This window comes from Campylobacter sp. RM16192, assembly GCF_004803855.2.
Taxonomy (GTDB): Bacteria; Campylobacterota; Campylobacteria; order Campylobacterales; family Campylobacteraceae; genus Campylobacter_A.
This window is the reverse complement of sequence record NZ_CP012552.1, coordinates 729,980-751,120: the sequence shown is the minus strand read 5'-3', so window position 1 is coordinate 751,120 and position 21,141 is coordinate 729,980. Positions and strand designations below refer to the sequence as shown.

The window sequence follows — 21,141 nt, the reverse complement described above, 5'->3', positions numbered from 1 at the left end:
TATTGCGCCTATTTTACCAAAGATGATAAATAGTATTTTTTAACTTGCCGTTAACAAGCTCGTTCTTGCGCCATGAGCTCTCATCATTCATGACGTTCCAGCGGCGCTCATCAGGACGATAAAACCAGTCTTTATCTATCTGATAATATATCTGCTTGCCGTTTGCTTCGATGATGTTTGCGATGTTGTTATCATGATAGCTGTTTTCATCAAAGTCCGTAAACGCCCTTTGCCCCATCTCTGAATAAAGCAAAGTAAGCTCTTGAAGCATCTCATTTAGCTCATCATCCATCTTTTTTACATGAAGCCCGATCTCTTCGGCTTCGCGAAATAGTATCGGATACTCATGCGCAGGATAATCGCTATTTAGCCGCTCCGAAATTTTTTGAATTTTTTCATCGTCATTGATGTGATAACGCAAAATTTCACGACAAATTTTAAGCGAAAGCGAGCTGGCGCGATCTACTGCACCGAATACAAGCGGATGAATGTACTCATATAGGGATTTATACGGGTTTTCATCCTTATCTTTTTCGTTTGTTTTCCATAGTTTTATCACGCGGCTTAGCTCGTCCATCGACACGCTTACAAGCTCGTTATTTTTATTTGTAGGGCTTAGTTCGTGCTTAAGCGAAGTATCAACGGGAGTTAGATACGCAAGCGGACCCATAACGATCTCATTTGCGCCAAGAGCCATCATAGTTGCAGCCGACGCGCAGTTTGCAGGCACAAGAGCGGTTATATTCTTGCAGTAGTTTCTAAGCGTACTTATGATACGAAGCGAGGCGATACCGCTACCGCCGTCACTTTTGATAAACAAAAAGGCGTTTTCTATCTTTTTACCCTTTAAAATTTCATACATCGCACTTGCGTCGTTTCCGCATACGCTACCTGCGTTTGAGTTGTAGTAGGTGATGAGCGAACCGCCAAGCTTCGCCTCGATCGCCTTGATAAGCTGCTGCGTTTCGTTAAATAAAATAGGCGGCTTGGCTACGTTTCTTTGATTCATCTTCTGCTCTCTTATCTCCTCTTTTTCCTCAGTCTTCTTGTTTAATAACTCTAGCAAACTCATTAAAGTAAACCTCGCTTATATCTTTTAAATTTTCGCTCACGCCATCTATTTCAAATTTGCTTCCGCCCGTTACGCCTATTTTGCTTACTTTAAGCCCGAATTTGCTTGCTAATTCACTAAATTTCGCCTCATCCTTTACGCCAACAACGGCTCGCGAAAAGCTCTCGTCAAATATCCATCTGCTATCGCCAAATTTACACTCACATCTTGCGCCTATCTCGCTCATGCAAGCCATTTTAACTAGCGTCATAGCTACTCCGCCCGTGCCAACCGAGTTTGCAAATTCCAAAACTCCTTCTTTATTTGCCTCTATCACAAGATCCCAAAGCGCTCTTTCTTTTTTATAATCAATCTCTTTTAGTTCGCCGCTAACCGAGTTGTATAAATTTTTCATATAAAGGCTTGCAGCAAATTCGCCTGTAGTTTCGCCTATCAGATATATCGGTGTCCCTTCTTTTACAAAGACGCTCGGTAAATTTTTATGAGCGCTTTCATTTACGCCTACACTTACGATAGCAGGTGTCGGATACACACTTACGCCGTCCGTGTCGTTATAAAGGCTCACATTTCCGCTTACAACGGGAGTCATTAGCTCTCGGCACGCCTCTTTTATACCATCACAACCCTGCGCGAACTGCCACATAACTTCGGGATTTTCAGGATTTCCGTAGTTTAAGCAGTCGGTTATAGCAAGCGGCATAGCGCCACTCATAGCCACCTTTCGTCCGCTTGATGCAACCGCCATAGCTGCGCCTATCTTTGGATCTACGTAGTTGTGGCGAGGAGAGCACTCCATGCCCATAGCTATAGCTTTGCCGCTCTGCCTTACTCTAATCACGCTTGCACCTAAATTTCCTGGCTGCTTGATCGTGTTTGTCTGGATATTTGCATCGTATTGATCATAGATCAAAGATTTATTTAAGATATGCGGATCGTAAAGAAGCTTACCAAAAGCAGTTTTGTTATCAACCTTTTCAAATTTATCCAAATTTATATCTTTTATCTCGTCAAGATACGCCGGCTTTTTCGTAGGACGATCAAGCACCGGAGCTGCCTGAGCAACAGGATCTATCGGAATTTCGCCTGCAAGCTCGCCGTGCCAATAAAGCTGCATCTTGCCGGTATCGGTTACCTCTCCTATGATCTCGGCGTCCAAGTCCCACTTCTTAAATATCTCTACAACCTTTTGCTCGTAGCCTTTTTTGGCACATATCAGCATTCTTTCTTGGCTTTCGCTAAGCATAAGCTCATAAGGCGTCATACCGCTTTCTCTCATCGGAACGCGGTCAAGATACATCTTCATACCGCTTCCGCTTCGTCCGGCCATCTCAAAGCTACTTGAAGTAAGGCCTGCTGCGCCCATATCCTGAATGCCTATGATGTAATCTTTCTTAAATAGTTCCAGACACGCCTCAAGAAGAAGCTTTTCGGCAAACGGATCGCCTACCTGAACGGTCGGACGAAGTGATTTATTTTCATCGTTAAAGCTATCGCTTGCCATAACGGCTCCGCCAAGCCCATCGCGACCTGTCTTGCTTCCTACGTATATAACGGGATTTCCTATGCCCTCAGCCTTGCCGTAGAAAATTTCATCGCTTTTGCAAAGTCCAAGAGCGAAGGCATTTACAAGGATGTTTCCATTAAAGCTCTCATCAAAGCTCACTTCGCCTCCGACAGTCGGGATGCCCATGCAGTTGCCGTAGTGAGAAATTCCAGCCACCACACCTTTTACAAGATATCTTTGGTGGCGCGCTACGCTTGAGCTACCGCTAATTTGTCCAAATCTAAGCGAGTTCATGTTCGCCACGACTCTTGCACCCATGGTAAATACATCGCGCAAAATTCCACCCACACCGGTGGCTGCACCCTGATAAGGCTCGATAAAGCTTGGATGGTTATGACTCTCCATCTTAAATACGGCAGCAATTCCATCGCCCACATCTATAACGCCTGCGTTTTCGCCGGGACCTTGCAAGACCCAAGGAGCTTTGGTCGGAAAACCGCTTAGGTATTTTTTGCTTGACTTGTAGCTGCAATGCTCGCTCCACATCGCAGAAAATATCCCCAGCTCAAGCAAATTCGGCTCACGCCCTAAAATTTTAAGAATATTTTCATACTCGCCGTCGCTAATTTTATGCGCTTTTATCGTAGCCTTATCCATTTTTTGCACCTTTGTAAAATTTCTTCTTATTCTACTTAAATAAGCATAAAAAAAGGGTAAAAATATAGTTAAAAATTTATGATTTTAAGCGGATAAATTTCACTTGCCTAAGCAAAAATTAGAAAACATCTGATCTAAAATTTCAGCTCTTTCAAAAGGTCTTGTAATAGATGATATGTTAAAAATAGCAGAATTTATCTCGTATGCAAATAATTCAAGCTCGCTTTCGTTTAACAAATTTAAAGCTCTTTTTATAGCAAAACTAGCATTTTTACAACACTCAATCTGACGTGTAGAGTTTAATAAAATCTCATTTACATCCTGACTATCAAGATAAATTTCAAGGGCTTTTATTATCTCGCTTGCTCCATTTTTGGCTGAAATTTTAAGCACATGAGCTAAATCCAAACTATTAAATTTTAACTCTAAGTCACATTTATTCAGTATATAAAATATCTTTTTTTGAAGATCTTTAAGCAAATTAATTATCTCAAAATCCTGTTCATCGGCAATATTTGAGCTATCAAAAACAGCAAGAATTATATCGGCTTCTTCTATGGCCTTAAGCGAATGCGTTATGCCTATTTGCTCTATCCTGCCCGCATCTTTACGAATACCTGCAGTATCAATAATCCTAACTAGATGAGTGCCGATATTTATGCTCTCTTCTATGCGGTCTCTAGTAGTGCCGGCCTCATCACTGATAATAGCCCTTTCATAGTTTAAAAGAGCGTTTAAAATAGAGCTTTTGCCCACATTTGGTTTGCCTATTATAGCTACTTTAAAGCCTTCTATAAGCCCTTTGCGACTTCTGCTCATACCGACTATACGATCTAGCTTTTCATGGTTTGTGGCAAGCATATTTTTTATTTCAGTCATCAAATTTAAAGGCAGGTCATCGTCTGCATAATCTATACTAGTCTCAACAAAAGCAAGAGTTTTAACAAGCTCATCTCTAATCTCGTCTACAAATTTACCAAGATCGCCCTTCATGGCTCTAGCTATGATTTTAGCGGCACTTTCACTTCTTGCATTGATTAAATTTTGTATGCTTTCGGCTTTACTTAAATCCATCTTTCCATTTAAAAACGCACGCTTGCTAAATTCGCCAGGTTTAGCCAATCTTGCGCCCAACCTAATAAGTTCTGAAAGTATTAAATTCGCCACCGCAAATCCGCCGTGAGTTTGAAACTCAACTACATCTTCGCCAGTAAAACTCGCAGGAGATTTAAAATATATAACTATTCCCTCATCGATAAATTCATCATTTGAATAAATCTTAGCAAGAGTAGCAAAACGTGGTTTGAGAGTTTGAAGTTTTGTGAGTTTAAAAGCTAGACCAAGGGCATTTTCGCCACTTAGTCTTACTATGCATATAGATCCTACGCCGTGAGCCGTAGCAATAGCTACTATTGTATCATTCATGCTTTTTTACAAAATCATTAACCACTACGAATTGCTTATCCCCATCGCTTTTTATGCCTACATATTTATCTGGAAATTGCTCGCGTAGTTTTTCTAGTGCGATTTTGACTAAAATTCCATCAAGTGGCTTGGTTTTGGCTTTTTTAGATGAGTTAACCCTCTCTATTATGCCTTTTAAATACTCATCCATGGCCGCCTCTTGATTTTTTAAGAACTCAGCTATCTCAAGACGAACTGAAATATTATATTTAGACCCTATCCAATTATAGACAAGGTATGAAATCGCCTTATATCTATACCCTTCTTTGCCTATAAGAAGTGCTGCATCCTCACCGTCAAGCTCTATTAATATAGTATCGTCATTAAATTTACTAACCTCTATCCTATCTATTTTAAAGCAACTAGCATTTAAAAGATTTGTCAAATTTTCTCTTATCTCAGGCAAAACTTTCTCTATATCAGCTCTTGGCTTTTGCTCTTTTGCTTTATTTTCGTTAGTTTTATCCTCTTTATCATCGAATTTATCATCGAAGTCACTTTTATTAAAGGTATCAATGATCGAATTATCAAGAATATTTTTACAACTCTCTTTATTCGCTTTTGGCTTTTGCTCGACTTCTTGACTAGGCTCTACATATAAATGAGTTTGTTCAGATTCATCAAATTTAAAAGCATTATCGGATATATTAGCGGATGTGGTTTTTGAAGGCTCTTCTTTTTTGTCCGCTTTTGTGAAATTTCCGTTTAAGGCCTGTTTTTCATCCCTGTTTTCATGATTTCTTTTTTTATTTCTATTGCGTTTTTTATCGTTTGATCTTTCAGATTTTTGAGAATTTTTGCTATCTTTTTTATTTTCAACATGATCACTGCAATTTTCAGAGCTATGTTCTTTATTTTCGACTCTATCTTTTTTATGTTTTTTTTCGAATTTGGAGCCGTTTTTTGAACCCTCTTTGTCTTTTTTCTCTTTATTTTCTCTATAAGCCTCTATTATTGCCGTTTTTTTAAAAAAGCCCAAAAATCCAGAGCTTGGATTTTGAATAATCTTAATATCAAGCTCAGTAACAGAGCAATTAAGTTCAGCGGCAGCCTTCTGAAAGGCCTCTTGTAAATTATTAGCCTCTATACGCATTATGCCTTTACCTCCACTTTTTTGTGTTTTTCAAAGAGCTTATTTACAAAAATTTGTTGAATAACCGAGCAAACGTTATTTACGAACCAATAAAGAGTAAGTCCTGCAGGGAATGTCACAAAGAAGAATGTAAAAATCAAAGGCAGGAATTTCATAATCTTCTCTTGCATAGGATCTGCAAATGTCGTAGGCGTAAGCTTTTGTTGTAAAAACATTGTAATACCCATAAGTATAGGCAAAACGAAATATGGATCCATAACAGCTAGATCTTGTATCCAAAGTATCCATGGAGCAGCTTTTAGCTCTATAGCATTTAATAAAACCCTATAAATTGCGAAAAATATCGGAATCTGCATAAGTATAGGCAAGCAACCTCCCATAGGATTCGCACCGTGTTTTTTATAAAGCTCCATCATATGAGCGTTTAGCTTTTGCGGATCTCCTTTGTACTTAGCCTGAAGCTCCTTAATTTTTGGAGAAAGCTCTTTAAGCTTATTCATAGATAGCATTCCCTTGTATGTAAGAGGGAATAGCACAAGTCTTATAATCAATGTAAGCACTACTATAGCCCAACCCCAGTTTCCTATATATCCATAAAGTAAATTTAAAAACCCAAACATAGGCTTAGCTATAAATGTAAACCATCCATACTCTATGACATCTGTTAATCTGGCGTCTATAGACTCCAATGTCTTATGATCTTTAGCTCCTATATACCCGCTAGTCTTAAAATCTCCTGTATTTTTAATAAAAACTATGGCATTATCGGCTGTATCTTTAGACATCACTACATTTAAAGGCTTATCAAAAGAGTAAAATAAAGCAGTATAGTATCTATCGCTATCGGCTGCTACATTCACATCATCAAATTTTTCAGTGCCCTCTAAATCGCCATCTTCTAGTATAGTTAACTTCTCATCCGCATGACGTATAAGTGCTCCATGAACAGTATAATTATCCACAACCACACTTGGTCTAAATCCAGGAGTTATAAAATACTCTCCGTTGCTAACCGAAACTTCCAAATCATAGTTACCACTAGGATAGAAAGTAATGTTTTTAACTACTTTAGATCCATTTAAATTTTGAGTTAAAACCAAAGTTTGCTTTGAGCTCGTAACGTCTATCTGACTAAGATTGCTTACATAGTCTGTTTTAAACGCCTGCTCGTTTAAATTTGTATCGCTAAATCTAATTTCAAGCGGAAGAAGGGTTTTAGAAGTTAGCTCTATCCTGCCTCCATCTTCATTTTTGTATTTATCTTCATTTAAATAAAATTTTGAAATTCTGCCTAAATTATCAATTTGCGCTTCAAAATAAGCACCTTTGATAGTAGCTATTGTCTTGGTTTGACTTGCGCTCATATCAGGTACAGAAGCGGTGGAATTTGAAGTTGTAACAGGTGCTTGTTTTACTTGTGTTTCTTGAACACCCACTGTTATATTTTGATCTATTGGCAAATTTTTAGGGATAAAAAAATAATCATATACTATAAAAAAAATAAAAGAGATGACCGTAGCCAAAACAACTCTCTTTTGAACAGATAGTTTATCTAACACTATTTTTCCTTTAACGAATCTAAGACTTTTATAACATAAAATTTATTCTCTTTATATCGGATAAACCAAAAATTTATATTAGGTCTAACGTTTTGGTAAAAAATTGAAAAAGAGCTAAATTTTTTATAAATAACAGGGTAATCTATACCACCTCTAAATAGCTGATTGCAACGAAGAATTCTAATAATAGTAGCCAAAAAAGCTAAAAAAAAATTATTGTTTTGAAACTGCCAAACGGCATATTCTGAGCATGTAGGATAGTATCGGCATGACTTTGGAGTAAATTTAGAAATATAACGCTGATAAAATTTGATTAAAGATATCATTGCCTCTCTCATCGTTATTTTTATTGCTTCAAGCATCCAAGCTTTTTTAAAGCCCAGGATATATTTTTCTGAATCTTTAAATAAGGGATCTGCTCAAGTCCCGCCTTAACAATAACCACATAAACACCGTCTTCAAGCTCATTATGAATTTGATTAAAAACTGCTCGCAATAGCCTTTTGCAACGATTACGAACTACAGCTTTGCCAACTTTTTTGCTAGCTACTATGGCTAGTTTAGGCTCGCTTGAAGGTTTATAAAAAATAGTGCAGCAATCGCAATACCACTTGCTTGCCTCTTTATAAACCGTCAAAAATTCCTTTGATTCGCTTATGGAACCAAATTTACTTAAGCCGCCAATATTCTTCTACCTTTTGCACGTCTTGCATTTATAATTTTGCGTCCATTTTTTGTTTTCATTCTTTGGCGAAAACCATGAGTGCGTTTTTTAGGCGTTTTATGAGGCTGATAAGTCCTTTTCATAACTTTTTCCTTGTATTAAATTTTATGATAAAGTCGTGATTTTAACAACAAATTACTTAAAATCCATTGAATAAAATTTATAAAGCTTATAAGAGATAGTCAAAATAAAAATTTTCTAAAATAGGCTTTTAAAAATTTTATTTAGTTTTAACTGGCAATTTGATAGTATTTTTTAATGATTTATGCAAACAAAATTGAAATTTTAAGACAACTTCACTACTTAAAAGCATTTGGGTACAGATATATAAATCCGTCCTTTGGATCACAGATAAAAAACGATGTCTCAAGCGATATAAAAGAGCTTGAAGAGCAGATTAAAAACTGTAACTTATGCGAGCTTTGCAAGAGCAGAAATAACGCTTTAGTAGGAAGCGGGCGATTAGATTCCAAGATAATGTTTATAAGTGATGCGCCAAGCGTTAGCGAGGATATCAGCGGAAAGTTTTTAGAAGGCTCTATTGGAGAGAAATTTTGCAAGGTAATATATGAAATTTTAGGCCTTAATAGGCATGAATTTTACATGACAAGCATAATAAAGTGTAAAATTCACCAAAACAACTTAGCCATAAATCTTAGCTACGAACTTTGTAAGCCATATTTAATGTCTCAAATAGATATAATTTCACCAAAGATTATAGTCGCTCTTGGCGAAAACGTATTTTTAAATTTAATCAATGATTTGGAGCGAACAAATAGCTTTGAATCCATCAGAGGAAATGTTTTAAGATTTAAAAATTCCTATCTTATGGCCACTTATTCGCCAGCATGGGTGCTAAAAAATCCAAGCAAAGAGCAGGCCTTAATAGATGATTTAAATAAAATCAAAGGGTTGTTATGAGAAAAATTCTTTTAGTTTTTTTAATTATACAAATTTCACTTTTTGCTAAGAGTGATAAGCTTTCAGATATTCCGCCTGCGTATGAAATTTACATAAATTTAGAACCATTTAAATGCGACGATACCTGTCTTTTAAATTTAGTTAAAGACGGTCTTTTGCATAGTTTTTTGGCAAGATATGAAAGAAGTGACAATGCAGAAGTTATTCAAGCTTTTAGAACTATCAAAGGAGAGATATCAACAGAGAAAGTATTTATACCAAGCACTAATGCAGAGTTTAAAATCGCTATTATAATACCCCAAGATAGTATCAAAAGCTACGCCGCAGTAGTGTCAAATTCTGCTATCGCATACATGATAAGACAAAATGCGAATATAGATATTAAATTTTACAACATCGGTAACGAATCTACGAATAGTATAAGCAATGCCTTAACAAGAGCCAAAGCTGAAAACATAAGCTATCTGATAACTCCATTTACTCAAGTTGGAGTAGCGCATCTAAATAATCTGTTAGAAGATTCTATGCTCGCTTATATACCTACACTCCACTCTTCAACTCTGCCTAATTTAAAAGTAAATTTGATATTTGGCGGAATTGATTATAAAGAGCAGATTGTAAGACTTTTGGATTTTTCAAATGGCAAAAATGCTGCATTTTCGGACGGTAGCCTATTAGGAAGCACATTAAATAAATACTCAGAAGAGCTTAGCGGAGGTCTTGTATATCAAAACGAAATAGGAAATCAAACCGATCTTAAAAATTTCGTAGATAGAAACAGCAAGATAAACGAAGCTTCAATATTTTTAAATATTCCTATTTTAAAGACATCGCTATTAAGCTCGCAACTTAGAGTATACGACATAAATGCAACTAATCTATTAAGCACGCAGATAAACTATACTCCAAGCATATTTAAACTAACTCAACCGCAGGATAGAGAGTTAATTTATATAGCAAATTCCCTCTCTGCTGTAGATAGTAGCCTCGATTCAAATAATAAAATTTTAGGACAAGATATTAACTTTAACTGGGTAGGATACTCTACGGCTGTGGGGTTAGATTATATATATACGACATATTTAAACCAAAACGCCCAGAGTCTGTTTGGCGAACGCATTGAAAATTCGCAGGTTATTTATAATACTAAAATTTTAAAAGCCGGGGAATTTAGTTTCAAAGAGGCTCTGCCTTAAATGTGAGATGATAAAAATTTGATTATATCATCACTCATCTTAGCGGGCTTATCCTCTCTCATAAATGCTACAGTAATATCCGCACTAAAAAGCAGCTCTTCTTCGCACTGCTCTTTTAGCTTGCCAACTCTATAAATTTGCTGATTTATAGTCACGCAAACTTTTTTGAGCTCGGATACCTTTGTTCTAACTTCAATTAGATCCCCCAAAAGCGCCGGCTTAATAAATTTGGCATTTATTGCGCTAACGACGAAATAGCCATCTTTACTAAAAGGCTTTATGTCCGAATTAAAAAACATCTCGCTTCTAGCTCTCTCGCAAAATTTAATATAGTTGGCATGATACACTATACCTGCCGCATCGGTATCTTCGTAATAGACTCTAAATTTCATCTCTCTTCCCTTTTACTTTTCAAATCGCATCTTACGCCTCTAGTTACCATCAAAGATTGCTCGTAAAATATCAAAAGCGTGACAGAAACCCCTACTCCAAGCGCAATAGATATCGTCATAGTAGTAATTGCATTATCAAAAAAGAGCATTAGATACATTGTCTTTTGCTCTATCTCAACACTTTTGGTATAGGATAAAATCGCTAAAATACTCTTATATGCATAAATTCCAGGAACCATAGGCAAAAGTGCCGGAAAGGCTATAATCTCAGCCGGAACCTTTAGTCTTTTTGCAAAAAACATACCTAAAATTCCTATCATAAAAGAGGCTATAAGAGTAGCTAGGGCTATGCTTAAAAGTCCTGTTTGAAGCATCAAAAATCTAAAAGAGTGAGCCACAGCTGCAAGTAAAGCCGAATAAAGCAGAGTTCTTTTAGGAGGAGAGCTCACATAGGCAAACCCCAATCCGGCAATAGCGGCAAACATAGCATCAACGACTACTGATACCATTAGATCAACCATTTAAAAGCCCTATATTTGATATAGCCAGAGTCATATAGACCCCTATCGCTATACAGATGATCAAAAGCCCTGTATTTAAGCCTCTACTTATGCCCACTAGCATATTTTCATTGAGTATATCAAACACCGAATTTATAAGTAAAACTCCCGGCATTAAAAATAAAATACTAGCTCCTATGGCCACATCAGGAGTGTTTGATACTCCAAAATGAACGCCAAGATAAGCTATAAACGAGGCTAAAAAAGAGATGATGATGTATTGAACCTTTAAATTTATCCTATACTTTGTGAGCAGATGCCTCAAATAAAACCCTATAAAAGTCGCTACAAATACCGACAAGATAGAGCCCAAATCGCCCTCAAAAAGCTTACAAAATGCGGCATTAGCAAAGCTCATAAATAAAAGAGTCTTTTTAAAATCCCTATTTTCGGCAGATACAATGCCTGTAAAAAATTTCTTCGCCATAGCAATAGAAATCTTCTCATCATAAATTTGCCAGCTAAGTGCGCTAAGCTCTGATATTAGATTAAAGCTAATAGGCGCTGCCATGCTTGTTTTTACATAGGTTCGGCGCATTGAGTTATCATCAGGATCAAGCACGCTTATAATAAAGTGCTTTACAAAAATAGTCAAACTTACATCATAGCCGTAAGCATTGGCTATCCTATAGACGCAGCGCTCGATCCTAGCCGTATAAGTGCCTATGCTTAGCATCTTTAGCGCATACTCTACTAAAAAATCAGTAACCTCTTGAATATCCGGCTTTGTATTCATATTTCCACTTTAAGCCCTAGCCTGCCTTGGAAATTTGATAAAAAATAGCAAAATTTGAGCAAACATCATAATTTTCATCACAAGCTCACTAGCCTTATGAACTTGCACAAATTCAGCTGTAGTAGTGCCAGATACCCCTAGCTTTTGAGCATCCAAGATGTATGGAGTGAAATAAAAGACAAATGCGGCAGCCAAAGCTAAATTTATAAAAGATAGGGCAAAAGAGCTAAATTTAAGTGCAAAGTGGCTATTTTTCTCAAATTTGGCAGCAAAAATTTCATAAACAATAGCCATAATACTAATAAATAAAAGCACGTAGTTAAATTTTACAAAAATATTTGTCATCAAAAGTCCGCTTTGAAAATGCGTTAAAACGCCCTGTCCTAATATATTTTGAGGATAAAAAATCGTAGGTGCCACAAAAGCCCCTATTGATGCCTCTATGCCGATTAAAGCGGCAAGTAAAAGTAAGTAAAGCGCCTTCAAAATTATCTCCTTTTAAATTTTATTTTTATAGTTTTAATCGAGCCACAAAACCTCTATCAAAACCGGCTAGATCTTGATAGAATTTTGCCTCATAGCCACTGAGGTTTAATGTATCGCTTAATGATGCCTTTTGATCATAACCCATCTCGCAGGCGATAAATTTTATCTTCCTCTTTTTGGCAATCAAGATTATGTTTTTTAAAATCTCATCGCCTATATCTCCGCCAAAAAGTGCCTCTTTTGGCTCATTTAATACGAATTTGTCAAGATTATATGAGTTTTTGATATATGGAGGGTTTGATACTATCATATCAAATTCGCCCAAAACACTATCCATATATGAACAGCAAACAAACTCTATCCTGTCCGCAACTCCAAATTTAACGGCATTTTCGTATGCTAACTGCAAAGCTTTTTCATTTATATCTGTTGCCGTAATTATAGCATCTGTTTTCAGTGCCAAACAAATGCTTATAATGCCTGAACCTGCGCCTATCTCACATACTTTTGATTTTTTAAATTTTTTTAAAATTTCAAGTGATTTATCCACTAAAATTTCGGTTTCCGGGCGTGGTATCAAGACCCCTTTTCTTGTATTAAACTCCAGCCCATAAAAGCTAGATACTCCGGTTATATATTCAAGCGGCTCATATGATTTAAATCTTGATATAAGATCAAAATATTCGCTTTTCTTTTCAAGTTCTTTTTTTAAATTTAAAAAAACCCACTCAATATTAACATTTAAATGATGCATCAGTAAAATTTTAGCCACTCTAGCGGGATTTTCACAAACCCCAACTAGAGTGAAAGTTGCTTCTTGTAAAGCCTCATCTATGGTCATCTAGTTCTCTTATGCGCTCATATAGACTTGGATGTGAGTGATAAATAGCAGCATATATAGGATGTGATTTTGGAAATGCACGATTTTCACTACCAAGTTTTTTTAGGGCGCTTATCATATCTTCTCTACTTTTCATATTAGAGCCAAATTGATCCGCGCCAAATTCATTTTGACGGCTAAAATATGAGATAATCGGGCTAAAAAGAAAGCTATAAACTGGTGAAAAAAGCAACATAAATACTATTATAGCTCCTCCGCTTTTATCTAATCCAAGCGCACTATAGGCCGAATTTGGAATATTTCCAAAAACTAAAAACATAACAAAAAGCATAATAGCGCTCAAGGCTATCATTTTAAGTATGTCTTTATGCTTAAAGTGTCCTAACTCGTGACCCAAAACAGCTATAATCTCATCAATACTAAGTTTTTGTATCAAAGTATCAAATAGCACTACTCTTTTGGTTGCTCCAAAACCACCAAAATAAGCATTTAAGCGGTTATCGCGCTTGCTTGCGTCCATTGTAAATACTCCACTGCTTTTAAAGCCACACTTTTGCATAAGATCTTCGATAGATCCTTTTAGCTCGCCATCTTGTAGAGGTTTTACCTTATTAAAAATAGGCGCTATAAGAGTTGGATATATCAAATTTATAATCAAAATTATCACAAAGCTTAAAACAAAAGCCCAAAACCACCATAGTTTGCCTAAAAAATCTATACATAACAAAATAAGCCATACAAATAAGGAGCCAAATACTATTGTAAGCGCAAGAGTTTTAAATGTATCTACAATAAAAAGCTTTGGTGTCATATTGGAAAATCCATGCTTTTTATCCTTTACAAATGTCTCGTAGATACTAAATGGAAGCTCCAAAATAGTAGATATTATTAAAAAACTCATTACAAATATAATATTTTCACCAACAGAGCCGCTTTTAATAATAGTGTCTGCTAAAAATTTAAGTCCAAAAGTAGCCCACATTATAAAGACTAAAGAGTGATACAAAAGAGTAATAATCTCAAATTTTTGATTAGTTATCTTGATATTTGCAGCGCTTTTATATTCGATTTCATTAAGAACTACAGCTGGCTTTAGACTCTCTTTTTGCACGAAATTTATCTCTAAATTAGCCAAAACTATTTTAATTAAAATATATGCCAAATATAAAGTTATTAAAAAATAAAACATCTCATTCCTTTCTAAAATTCTAAAATATTACCCTTGTTTTGTAAATTTATTTCAAGAAATTATCATAAAAGCTACTGACAAATACGACTAAGATTATAAAAGGAATAATGTACTTTACGTATAAAAACCAAAAATTTATTACTTTTGTATAATTTTGACTACCTTGTGAAATTTCAGCCTTTGCCTCATCTTTTAAAACCCAGCCTACAAATATAGCGCATCCAAGAGAGGTAAGTACGAAAAATATGGTTGCACTTATGGCATCGTAAGCATCAAAAATGTTTTTACCAAAAATAGCAATATCAGAAAGTAAATTAGTAGCCATCAAAGACGGTAAATTTCCTATTAAAAATATCAGACCAAGCACTAAAAGTATAGTTTTTTTGCGAGCTACGCCCATCTTTTCTTGTAAAGTAGTTATCAAAACCTCGTATATAGGCAAAGAAGTCGTAAGCGCGGCTATCATAAGCAGAGTAAAAAACGCAATAGCAAAAAAGCTTCCAAAAGGCATATGAGAAAACACTATCGGCAAGCTCTTAAATACAAGGCTAGGACCGGCATCTGGCTCAATTCCAAATGTAAAAAGAGATGGAAATATCATAAATCCTGCCAGCACAGCTATAAGAGTATTTAAAATACCGGTTATAATTGAAATTTTAACCAACTCCTCATCTTTTTTCACAAAACTTGAGAGAGTAATCATCACACCAAAACCTAAAGATAGCGCAAAAAACACTTGTCCAAGCACATCTATAAAAAGCTTCATATTAATCTTTGAAAAATCAGGAGTCAGATAAAATTTAATTCCATTTACAGCACCATCAAGCGTGATATTTTTAATTACCATAATAATCATAAGTAAAAATAAGATAGGCATAAGGTATTTTGCAGCTTTTTCTATACCGTTAACAGCGCCTTGGACCAAGATTATATAATTAACAAGTACAAAAACGAAAGTAGCCAAACCGATAGCTAATGGATTATTTATGATATTTTTATCATAAAAGGCACTTGTGGTCTTTAAATCTATAATATTTGACAGATCAAGAGTACCAGATATTATTTGTGTTATATAGTTTAATACCCAGCCGCCTATAACCATATAATAAGCCATGATCCCAAAGGCACCGATAAGGCCCATTGCACCGACTATTTTCCAGTATTTTGATATATTTTTTCCATTTACGCTACCGCCAAACGCATCTACTGCATTTACTTTAAGCCTTCTTCCAATAGCGTTTTCAACAAGTATCATAGGTATGCCTATAACTATCATTGCCAAGCAAAAAATGAGCACATAAGCTCCGCCTCCATTTTGTCCTACAAGATATGGAAAACGCCAAGTTGCGCCAAATCCAACCGTAGCACCTGCAACTGCTAATATATATGTAAGTCTTGAACTCCAAGATCCTCTATTTTTCATAATCACCCTTAAAAAAATTATGATTATATAAAAATTTGCATAAATTTCAGCCTATGGCTTTGCAGTAAAAAACTATAAAGCATTCAAAAAATCCTAAAATACAATATATTTGCCTACGCCTACTACAAAAAATATCAAAACAGAAGTACTTTTTAAATTTATTTTTATCTTTTAAAATTTTCCAAAAAAAGCTTAACAATAATTTTTATTAATTAAGAAATATTTTATTTTAAATAAGTATAATTCTGAAATAATAAATTTTATTAAAAGGAAAAAATTATGAGACAACTAACAACTACTTCAGGCAATCCAATCGCCGACAACCAAAACTCGCTAACGGCAGGTGCTCGTGGCGGCGTTATGATGCAAGATTATCAACTAATCGAAAAACTTGCTCACCAAAACAGAGAGAGAATCCCTGAAAGAACGGTTCACGCTAAAGGTAGCGGCGCATACGGCGTACTTGAGATAACTAACGACATATCTAAATATACAAAGGCTAAAGTTCTTCAAAAAGGCGAGAAAACAAAGCTATTTTTACGCTTTTCGACAGTTGCAGGCGAAGCGGGAGCTGCTGATGCAGAGCGCGATGTAAGAGGATTTGCAATTAAATTTTATACAAAAGAAGGTAACTGGGACTTAGTAGGAAACAACACTCCTGTATTTTTCTTAAGAGATGCTTACAAATTTCCTGATTTCATCCATACTCAAAAGAGAGATCCTCGCACACACCTACGCTCAAACGAAGCGGCATGGGATTTTTGGAGCTTAAGCCCTGAAACACTTCACCAAGTAACGATCCTAATGAGCGATAGAGGAATTCCTGCAAGCTACAGAACTATGCACGGATTTGGAAGCCATACTTATAGCTTAATTAATAAAGACGGCGAGAGATTTTGGGTGAAATTCCACTTCAAATCACGCCAAGGAATTAAAAATTTAACTAACAAAGAAGCGGCTGATATCGTTGCAAACGACAGAGAGAGCCACCAAAGAGATCTATACGAAAATATAGAAAAAGGCAATTTCCCAAGCTGGGATTTCAAGATCCAAATCATGACTGACGAGCAAGCTAAAAAACTACCTTTTAGCCCGTTTGACCTAACTAAAACATGGTCTCATAAGGATTTCCCACTGATTGAAGTAGGTGTTATGACTCTAAATGAAAACCCTAAAAACTACTTCAACGAAGTTGAGCAAGCGGCATTTAGCCCGTCAAACATAGTTCCCGGCATCAGCTTTAGCCCTGATAAGATGCTTCAAGCTAGAATTTTCAGCTATCCTGACGCTCAAAGATACAGAATCGGAACTCACTATGCGCAGCTTAAAGTTAATCAACCTATAAACGAGATAGGCACTTACACGGTTGGCGGCGCTATGAATAACGGCATGTATGATATAGAAGACAAGGCTTACTATGAGCCAAACAGCTTTGGCGGTGCTAAAGAAAACAAAGACTTCCTAGAGCCTGACATCGCTCTTGAAGGAGTAATGCAAAGACACGATCATAGAGCCGAAGATAGCGATTACTACAGCCAACCAAGAGATCTGTTTAACCTAATGAACGACTCTCAAAAATCTCAGCTATTTAACAACATAGCAGAGAGTATGTGCGGAGTAAGCGACTTCATAGTTGAGCGCGCACTTGGACATTTTGAGAAAATTTCACCGGCTTATGCAGCAGGCGTTAAAGCTGCACTTAAGAAATAAGCTATGAACGATCAAAATTTAGAGATTAGCAAAGAAGAAGAGGCAAGGTATAACGAACTTTGCCTCATGGCGCTTGATTTTGCAAGAAAAGATGAAGTTAGCGAGCTTGAAAAGATGATAAAAGCGGGACTAAATGTGAATTTAAAATCCGCTAAAGGCGATACGCTCTTAATGCTTGCAAGCTATAATAACTCCATAAATACCGTAAAAATGCTAATAGCAAACGGCGCACTGGTAGATGAAAGAAACGACAGAGGGCAAACTCCCCTTGCGGGAGCTGCATTTAAGGGATACTTAGATGTGGTAAAGGCTCTAGTTGAAGCGGGTGCGGACATAAACGCAAACAACGGCATGGGAGCTACGCCTCACACTTTTGCCGTGATGTTTGGTAGAAGCGAAGTGGCAAAATACCTGCTAAGCGTAAATAAAAAGCCAAGCCTGCTAGCTAAGATAAGCTCAAATTTGCTATCTCTTTTTAGCAAGAAAGCTTCATAGTATTCCAAATTTAAGAGAGTTTCGGTTCTCTTAAAATTTATATGCTTAAAAACTTAGATTATAAAACATTTTTAAAGATTAGTTAAAAAATATAATATTTATAATAAGATTGTGTAATTTTAGTAAAATTACATATCCTTTTGATATAGTTAAGATAGTTTTATAAAATTTTAAAGATCATTTTAATTATAATCTCTCTAAATTCTAAGCAAAAGGAGATTGTATGAACTCTTTAATCCTCATGTTTATAGGCTTTGCAGCCTTTATAGCTGGATTTTTTATATATTCGAAATTTATAGCCGAAAAGATATTAAGGCTAGATCCGAATTTCAAAACACCTTCACACGAATTTGAAGACGGAGTAGATTATGTTCCGACGAACAAATTTGTGCTTTGGGGACATCACTTTACTTCTGTTGCGGGTGCTGCACCTATAGTGGGTCCTGCGATCGCGGTTATTTGGGGGTGGGCACCTGCGTTTTTATGGGTTATATTAGGAACTGTATTTTTTGCAGGAGTTCATGATATGAGTGCAATTTGGGCAAGTGTTAGAAATAAAGGCTACTCAATAGGCACAATCTCCGGACAAATTTTAAGCAAACGCGCCAGAAGCCTTATGATGGTGGTGATCTTCTTGCTTTTACTTATGGTAAATGCCGTATTTGCCGTTGTTATCGCAGGCATGATGATAAAAACTCCATCATCAGTAGTTCCAGTATGGGGTGCTTTGGTGGTTGCATTTTTTATAGGACAGGCGATATACAAATTTAAATTAAATTTGCCTTTGGTTTCTTTAATAGGTGTTATTGCACTATATTTTCTGATATATATAGGACCTAGTATGCCGATATCGTTGCCTGATAATGTGCTTGGACTTGATGCTAACGCAGCATGGATAGTGATATTATTTATCTATGCGGCAGTTGCTTCCATGCTTCCGGTTTGGATGCTGCTTCAACCAAGAGATTACATAAACGGCCTTCAGCTATTTGTAGGACTTATAGCTCTTTATCTATCTTTTATTGTAGTATCTCCTGATATAGTCGCTCCGGCATTTAATTCAAATTTACCTGCCGGAACTCCATCTATGTTCCCTCTACTTTTTGTAACTATAGCTTGTGGTGCGATTTCAGGATTTCATGGCTTAGTCTCAACAGGAACTACGGCAAAACAAATAAAGAGCGAACCTGATGCTAGATTTGTAGGATACTTCGGAGCCATAGGAGAAGGATTACTAGCACTCGCCGCCATCCTTGCAGTAACAGCAGGGTTTGCTAGCTTAAGCGAATGGGAAGCCGTATATAGCGCATTTGGTAAGGGTGGAATAGGTGCATTTATAGATGGAGGCGGTAAGATTATGAGTATGGGCATAGGACTAAGTCCTGAGCTCTCGGCTACTATGCTAACAGTTATGGCGGCTTTATTTGCCGGAACTACTATGGATACTGGAGTTAGGCTTCAAAGATATATCTTTCAAGAGTGGGGAGAGGTGTATAATATAAACATATTTAAAAACGGAAATATAGCTACTCTTTTTGCGGTAGGATCTTGCTTGCTTCTTGCATTTGGAGCGGGCGGAATCGATGGTAAAGGAGGTATGATAATATGGCCGTTATTTGGTACTACAAACCAACTTATGGCAGGGCTTACTCTGCTAATTATCACAGTTATGGTAATGAGACAAAGAAGCGCTATAAGATACACTCTGATACCTTTAGTATTCTTGCTTTTTGTTACAATAGCGGGACTACTATTGCAGCTTGTAAGTTTTTACAATAAAGGAAATTGGCTTTTAATCTTCCTTGATTGTATTATATTAATCGCTACTATAATGGTCTGCTTAGAGAGCTTTGCTATCCTCAAGAAAGAATTTGTAAAAAAATGATAGAGAAAATAAAATCTTTTTTAGAAGGGCTTGATGAACACTATCAAGCCCCTTATAGAAGTGCGCTAACAAAGAGTTATCAAGAAGAAAATGATTTTTTTATGCTTATGGCTTTTGCTGAAAGCTTAGGCGTACAAAATCCTGCTAGCTTTTATACGATGGAGCTTTTGCCATTTTTACTGGAAGAATTTCACGCATGGCATAAAAGAATGGGCATGCAGCACTCCCTGATAGAGCATTTCGGATGCTGCTAGAGTCTATCACGCCTATAATCTTTGTCGGTGGAAAAGGCGGCGTAGGCAAAACCACCATATCATCATCTATAGCTTCTAAACTAGCAAATTTAGGTAAAAAAACTCTTATCATATCAACAGATCCGGCACATAGTCTATCTGACGCACTAAACGTAAAACTTGGCAGCAAAATAGTAAATGTAAGCTCAAATTTGGATGCCATAGAACTTAATCCAGACGAAATAGTAAATGAGCATTTTAAAAACATAGAGGATACCTTAAAAAGCTACGCGAAGCCGGAGATGTTTCCTAAAATAAAAGAGCATTTAGAACTATCAAAAGAGACTCCGGGAGCGCAAGAAGCAGCTCTTTTAGAAAAGATTTGCTCTCTTTTAGTTGAAAGAAAAGATTATGAGCATATAATCTTTGATACTGCGCCTACGGGGCATACAATTAGACTTTTAGCTATGCCCAGCGTGATGTCAGCTTGGACCGAAGGACTCATGAAACATCAAAAAAAGCGCGACGAAATAGCAGACGCAGCCAAGGTATTTTGGAAAAATAAACCAGAATATGAATTTAACCCATTTGCTCCAAGCAAAGAGATGAGATGGAAAAAGGCTATAGCAAAACTAGAAGAGAGAAAAAGCCTATTTTTAAGAGCAAATAAAATTTTACAAGATATAAATTTAACATCAATATATCTTGTGATGATACCAGAAGCATTGCCGCTTTATGAGACTTTAAGGGCTCACGAGACTCTTAAAAAATTTTCTATCAATGTGGGTGGAATTTTTATAAATCAAATAATACCAAAAGAACAAAATAGCGATTTTTGGCAAAATAGAGTTGATAGACAGATTGAAATTTTATCTCAACTAAATAAAAATCTTCCGAATACAAAAAAGATACAAGTAAAACTAAATTCAAAAGATTTAAGAGGAATAGAAGAGCTTAAAAATATAAATTTTGAATTTTAAAGAGATTAGCCGCACCTATTT

The 21,141-nt window shown here is 36.2% G+C and carries 22 protein-coding genes; 7 read left to right on the top strand and 15 right to left on the bottom strand.

Annotated features, from left to right (window positions below; genetic code table 11):
* Positions 1-13: 13 nt before the first annotated feature.
* From CDOMC_RS03850 to rpmH, 8 genes are all read right to left on the bottom strand, one after another.
* The gene (locus CDOMC_RS03850) at positions 14-1,072 is read right to left on the bottom strand and encodes an SDH family Clp fold serine proteinase (protein WP_172128079.1); all 1,059 of its coding nucleotides are present in this window, start codon (positions 1,070-1,072) and stop codon (positions 14-16) included.
* A complete protein-coding gene (gene purL / locus CDOMC_RS03845; RefSeq protein WP_172128077.1) occupies positions 1,038-3,233 on the bottom strand; it encodes a phosphoribosylformylglycinamidine synthase subunit PurL in 2,196 nt (731 codons plus the stop codon). Before purL ends, CDOMC_RS03850 begins: the two co-directional genes overlap by 35 nt.
* A 99-nt stretch (positions 3,234-3,332) precedes the next feature.
* Positions 3,333-4,658: a tRNA uridine-5-carboxymethylaminomethyl(34) synthesis GTPase MnmE gene (mnmE, locus tag CDOMC_RS03840; RefSeq protein ID WP_172128075.1), complete on the bottom strand. Its 1,326-nt coding sequence runs from the start codon at positions 4,656-4,658 to the stop codon at positions 3,333-3,335.
* Positions 4,651-5,790 carry a Jag N-terminal domain-containing protein gene (locus tag CDOMC_RS03835; protein WP_172128073.1) on the bottom strand — a complete coding sequence of 380 codons (1,140 nt, stop codon included), beginning with the start codon at positions 5,788-5,790 and terminating at the stop codon, positions 4,651-4,653. Before CDOMC_RS03835 ends, mnmE begins: the two co-directional genes overlap by 8 nt.
* Complete coding sequence (gene yidC / locus CDOMC_RS03830) at positions 5,790-7,349, bottom strand: membrane protein insertase YidC (protein WP_172128071.1); 1,560 nt, start codon at positions 7,347-7,349, stop codon at positions 5,790-5,792. The genes CDOMC_RS03835 and yidC overlap by 1 nt, the downstream gene beginning before the upstream one ends.
* Complete coding sequence (gene yidD / locus CDOMC_RS03825) at positions 7,349-7,711, bottom strand: membrane protein insertion efficiency factor YidD (RefSeq protein ID WP_442861612.1); 363 nt, start codon at positions 7,709-7,711, stop codon at positions 7,349-7,351. Before yidD ends, yidC begins: the two co-directional genes overlap by 1 nt.
* Positions 7,696-7,986 (bottom strand): ribonuclease P protein component, encoded by a 291-nt coding sequence (gene rnpA / locus CDOMC_RS03820; protein ID WP_236861346.1) that lies wholly within the window; start codon positions 7,984-7,986, stop codon positions 7,696-7,698. Before rnpA ends, yidD begins: the two co-directional genes overlap by 16 nt.
* A gap of 35 nt (positions 7,987-8,021) precedes the next feature.
* Positions 8,022-8,156: a 50S ribosomal protein L34 gene (gene rpmH, locus CDOMC_RS03815; protein ID WP_169973825.1), complete on the bottom strand. Its 135-nt coding sequence runs from the start codon at positions 8,154-8,156 to the stop codon at positions 8,022-8,024.
* A gap of 175 nt (positions 8,157-8,331) precedes the next feature.
* Here rpmH and CDOMC_RS03810 point away from each other — a divergent pair, with 175 nt between their 5' ends.
* On the top strand, positions 8,332-8,994 hold the full coding sequence (locus CDOMC_RS03810) for a uracil-DNA glycosylase (RefSeq protein ID WP_172128069.1): 663 nt from the start codon (positions 8,332-8,334) through the stop codon (positions 8,992-8,994).
* Positions 8,991-10,190: a hypothetical protein gene (locus CDOMC_RS03805; protein WP_172128067.1), complete on the top strand. Its 1,200-nt coding sequence runs from the start codon at positions 8,991-8,993 to the stop codon at positions 10,188-10,190. The genes CDOMC_RS03810 and CDOMC_RS03805 overlap by 4 nt, the downstream gene beginning before the upstream one ends.
* On the opposite strand, the gene CDOMC_RS03800 is transcribed toward CDOMC_RS03805, so the two are convergent.
* From CDOMC_RS03800 to CDOMC_RS03770, 7 genes are read right to left on the bottom strand one after another with little or no spacing between them, the layout of a single operon-like run.
* Positions 10,187-10,582, bottom strand: coding sequence for a YbgC/FadM family acyl-CoA thioesterase (locus CDOMC_RS03800; protein WP_172128065.1), 396 nt, complete (start codon positions 10,580-10,582; stop codon positions 10,187-10,189). The genes CDOMC_RS03805 and CDOMC_RS03800 overlap by 4 nt on opposite strands.
* Complete coding sequence (locus CDOMC_RS03795) at positions 10,579-11,103, bottom strand: threonine/serine exporter family protein (protein WP_172128063.1); 525 nt, start codon at positions 11,101-11,103, stop codon at positions 10,579-10,581. The genes CDOMC_RS03800 and CDOMC_RS03795 overlap by 4 nt, the downstream gene beginning before the upstream one ends.
* Positions 11,096-11,878 carry a threonine/serine ThrE exporter family protein gene (locus CDOMC_RS03790; protein ID WP_172128061.1) on the bottom strand — a complete coding sequence of 261 codons (783 nt, stop codon included), beginning with the start codon at positions 11,876-11,878 and terminating at the stop codon, positions 11,096-11,098. The genes CDOMC_RS03795 and CDOMC_RS03790 overlap by 8 nt, the downstream gene beginning before the upstream one ends.
* Positions 11,879-11,887: 9 nt before the next feature.
* Positions 11,888-12,364 (bottom strand): DUF4149 domain-containing protein, encoded by a 477-nt coding sequence (locus CDOMC_RS03785; protein ID WP_172128059.1) that lies wholly within the window; start codon positions 12,362-12,364, stop codon positions 11,888-11,890.
* Between the two features lie 25 nt (positions 12,365-12,389).
* Positions 12,390-13,205, bottom strand: a complete 816-nt coding sequence (prmC, locus tag CDOMC_RS03780; protein WP_172128057.1) for a peptide chain release factor N(5)-glutamine methyltransferase — start codon at positions 13,203-13,205, stop codon at positions 12,390-12,392.
* Positions 13,192-14,394, bottom strand: coding sequence for a M48 family metallopeptidase (locus CDOMC_RS03775; RefSeq protein ID WP_172128055.1), 1,203 nt, complete (start codon positions 14,392-14,394; stop codon positions 13,192-13,194). Before CDOMC_RS03775 ends, prmC begins: the two co-directional genes overlap by 14 nt.
* A 46-nt stretch (positions 14,395-14,440) precedes the next feature.
* Positions 14,441-15,817: a sodium-dependent transporter gene (locus CDOMC_RS03770; RefSeq protein WP_172128053.1), complete on the bottom strand. Its 1,377-nt coding sequence runs from the start codon at positions 15,815-15,817 to the stop codon at positions 14,441-14,443.
* Between the two features lie 279 nt (positions 15,818-16,096).
* On the opposite strand from CDOMC_RS03770, the gene CDOMC_RS03765 reads away from it, so the two are divergent.
* From CDOMC_RS03765 to CDOMC_RS03745, 5 genes are all read left to right on the top strand, one after another.
* Positions 16,097-17,527 carry a catalase gene (locus CDOMC_RS03765; protein WP_172128051.1) on the top strand — a complete coding sequence of 477 codons (1,431 nt, stop codon included), beginning with the start codon at positions 16,097-16,099 and terminating at the stop codon, positions 17,525-17,527.
* 3 nt (positions 17,528-17,530) lie between these two features.
* On the top strand, positions 17,531-18,022 hold the full coding sequence (locus tag CDOMC_RS03760; protein WP_172128049.1) for an ankyrin repeat domain-containing protein: 492 nt from the start codon (positions 17,531-17,533) through the stop codon (positions 18,020-18,022).
* A gap of 223 nt (positions 18,023-18,245) precedes the next feature.
* Entirely contained in the window at positions 18,246-19,907 is a 1,662-nt protein-coding gene (locus CDOMC_RS03755) for a carbon starvation CstA family protein (RefSeq protein ID WP_172128047.1), read from the top strand.
* Complete coding sequence (locus CDOMC_RS03750) at positions 19,904-20,161, top strand: cory-CC-star protein (protein ID WP_172128045.1); 258 nt, start codon at positions 19,904-19,906, stop codon at positions 20,159-20,161. Before CDOMC_RS03755 ends, CDOMC_RS03750 begins: the two co-directional genes overlap by 4 nt.
* Positions 20,152-21,120, top strand: a complete 969-nt coding sequence (locus tag CDOMC_RS03745; RefSeq protein WP_172128043.1) for an ArsA family ATPase — start codon at positions 20,152-20,154, stop codon at positions 21,118-21,120. Before CDOMC_RS03750 ends, CDOMC_RS03745 begins: the two co-directional genes overlap by 10 nt.
* Positions 21,121-21,141 lie beyond the last annotated feature (21 nt).